This is a genomic window from Pseudonocardia sp. KRD291 (assembly GCF_019263595.1).
Taxonomy (GTDB): Bacteria; Actinomycetota; Actinomycetes; order Mycobacteriales; family Pseudonocardiaceae; genus Pseudonocardia.
On the sequence record NZ_JADQDD010000494.1, the window covers coordinates 1 to 2065 of the forward strand.

The 2065-nt window shown below is 74.6% G+C and carries 3 protein-coding genes; 1 reads left to right on the plus strand and 2 read right to left on the minus strand.

The window, feature by feature from the left end:
- Positions 1-115 precede the first annotated feature (115 nt).
- Positions 116-589, minus strand: a complete 474-nt coding sequence (locus I4I78_RS32140) for a DUF1772 domain-containing protein (RefSeq protein WP_218615272.1) — start codon at positions 587-589, stop codon at positions 116-118.
- A complete protein-coding gene (locus I4I78_RS32145; RefSeq protein WP_218615273.1) occupies positions 586-789 on the minus strand; it encodes a hypothetical protein in 204 nt (67 codons plus the stop codon). The genes I4I78_RS32140 and I4I78_RS32145 overlap by 4 nt, the downstream gene beginning before the upstream one ends.
- A 139-nt stretch (positions 790-928) precedes the next feature.
- Between I4I78_RS32145 and I4I78_RS32150 the strand changes: the two genes are divergently transcribed.
- A complete protein-coding gene (locus tag I4I78_RS32150; protein WP_218615274.1) occupies positions 929-1912 on the plus strand; it encodes an AraC family transcriptional regulator in 984 nt (327 codons plus the stop codon).
- The last annotated feature ends 153 nt before the right edge of the window (positions 1913-2065 follow it).

The window sequence follows — 2065 nt, forward strand, 5'->3', positions numbered from 1 at the left end:
CGGGACGCGGCCGCGGTCGCCGGACGGAGCCGGGCGCGCGGCACGCTGCTCCGCGCGCCGACCGGTGCCGGCGCGGAGGTGGCGGTCGGTGTCGCGGGAGCCTGTCCCGCGCGCGTCACGACGGGCCGGTGGCCGGGACCGCGATCAGGAGCAGCACCGCGGCGAGCACCGAGAGGGCTGCGCGGAGGTGGTTGGACGGGACCCACTGCTGCGCGAACCCGGCCCAGGCCGCGACGCCGTCGTGGTCCAGAAGGGTGTTCAGCGGGACGTTCACCGCGATCGTCGGGACGAACGCGGCCAGCCCGGCCAGCCCACCGGCGATCCGCCAGCCGCTCCCGGCGCCGCCGGTGACCAGCGGCGACCCGGCCGTGACCAGGCAGAGCAGCGCGGTCCCGGCGAACAGCGTCCCGAACACCGGGTTCAGGATCACCCGGTTCACCTCCTGCATCAGCGCGGTCGCCTCGGCCGGCGGACGCCGGGCCAGCGCCGGCATCACCGCCACCGAGAACGCCAGGTAGGTCCCGCCGAGCACCCCCGACCCGACGGCCGCGGCCCCGGTCAGGGTCCGGAGTATCTGCAGCGCGGTCATCGGAGCGACCCGGCCGGCGGGCGCGCCGACTCCCCGACGGTGCGGTCGGCCCCGCCGAGCACCTCGCGAACGGCCGGGCCGGAGAGGTCCCGCCGGCGCAGCAGGCCCGTGGCCGCGTCGCCGACGTCGCGGCCGGCCACCACCGGCAGCGCGCCGGCCTGTCCGCCGGTGTGCTCGGTCGTCCCCGGAACGGTGATCATTTCGGTGTCCTCCTCGATCGGCGTGTGCGTCCACTGTCGCGGCCGCGGTGAGGACGGAGAATGACCGTGAATCTGCTGTTCGTGCTCGATCGTCCTGGCACGATGGACGACCGGTCATCGGTCGGGGACCCTGGGCGTCATGGACCAGCAGCCGCCGTGGGCGGCCACCGACCCGGTCGGCGAGGCGCTGCACGTGCTGCGGATGAGCGGCACCTTCTACTGCCGCTCCGAGCTGACCGCGCCCTGGGGCATGACGCTGCCGCGCACCCCCGGCTGCCTGTGGTTCCACACGGTCACCTCGGGTGGCTGCGAGCTGGAGGTGACCGGTGGCGAGTCGGTGTCGTTGCGGCCGGGTGAGCTCGTGCTCGTCCCGCGCGGTGACGAGCACCGGCTGCGCAGCGCGCCGGGCGTCGCGACACCGGACATCCGCTCGATCCCGCACCCGATGCTCGACGACCGTTACGTGCTGCTGCGCCACGGCGGCGACGGCGACGCCACCCGGATGGTGTGCGGCGCCGTCCGGTTCGAGCACCCCGCCGCGCGCGGGCTCCTCGACCTCCTGCCCGGGCTGATCCGGGTGGAGCCCACGGCGGGCTCCGACCGCTGCCACGACACGTTGCGCCTGATCGCGGCCGAGGTCGAGGACCTGCGCCCCGGCGGGGAGGCGGTGATCACCCGGCTGGCCGACGTGCTCGTCATCCAGGCCCTGCGGCAGTGGCTGGCGCACGACCCGGCCGCGCGGACGGGCTGGCTGGGTGCGCTCGCCGACGACCGGATGGGACGCGTGCTGGCCCAGGTACACCGCGACCCGTCCCGCGACTGGACGGTGACCTCGCTGGCCGCGACGGCGTCGATGTCGCGGTCGGCATTCGCGGCGCGGTTCACCGAGCTGGTCGGGGAGCCGGCGATGGCGTACGTGACGCGGTGGCGGATGCACGTCGCGGCCGACGCGCTGACCTCGGGCGACGCGACCGTGGCGGAGCTGGCCGGGCGGCTGGGCTACCGGTCCGAGGCCGCGTTCAGCCGGGCGTTCAGCCGGACCGTCGGGGAGTCGCCGGGGGCGCTGCGACGTCGCTCGGATCGGGGAGTCTCGAGATCTCTAGTGGCGAGCCTAGAAAGCTGAAGACGGTCCGATCCGCACCCCTCCCGTCGATCCGCACCTCCTGCACCGGGTGCGGATGGCGGCCAGGGGTGCGGATTCGACGATCTAGTTGTATCTCGGTTCACGAGTAGAGATGGGTAGACCACGCGATCGACGCCGGCCGATCACGCCGTC

What these genes read in the sequence shown, in the direction of transcription:
- I4I78_RS32140 (WP_218615272.1), bottom strand. Translation starts at nt 589, where the DNA reads ATGACCGCGCTGCAGATACTCCGGACCCTGACCGGGGCCGCGGCCGTC.
- I4I78_RS32145 (WP_218615273.1), bottom strand. Translation starts at nt 789, where the DNA reads ATGATCACCGTTCCGGGGACGACCGAGCACACCGGCGGACAGGCCGGC.
- I4I78_RS32150 (WP_218615274.1), top strand. Translation starts at nt 929, where the DNA reads ATGGACCAGCAGCCGCCGTGGGCGGCCACCGACCCGGTCGGCGAGGCG.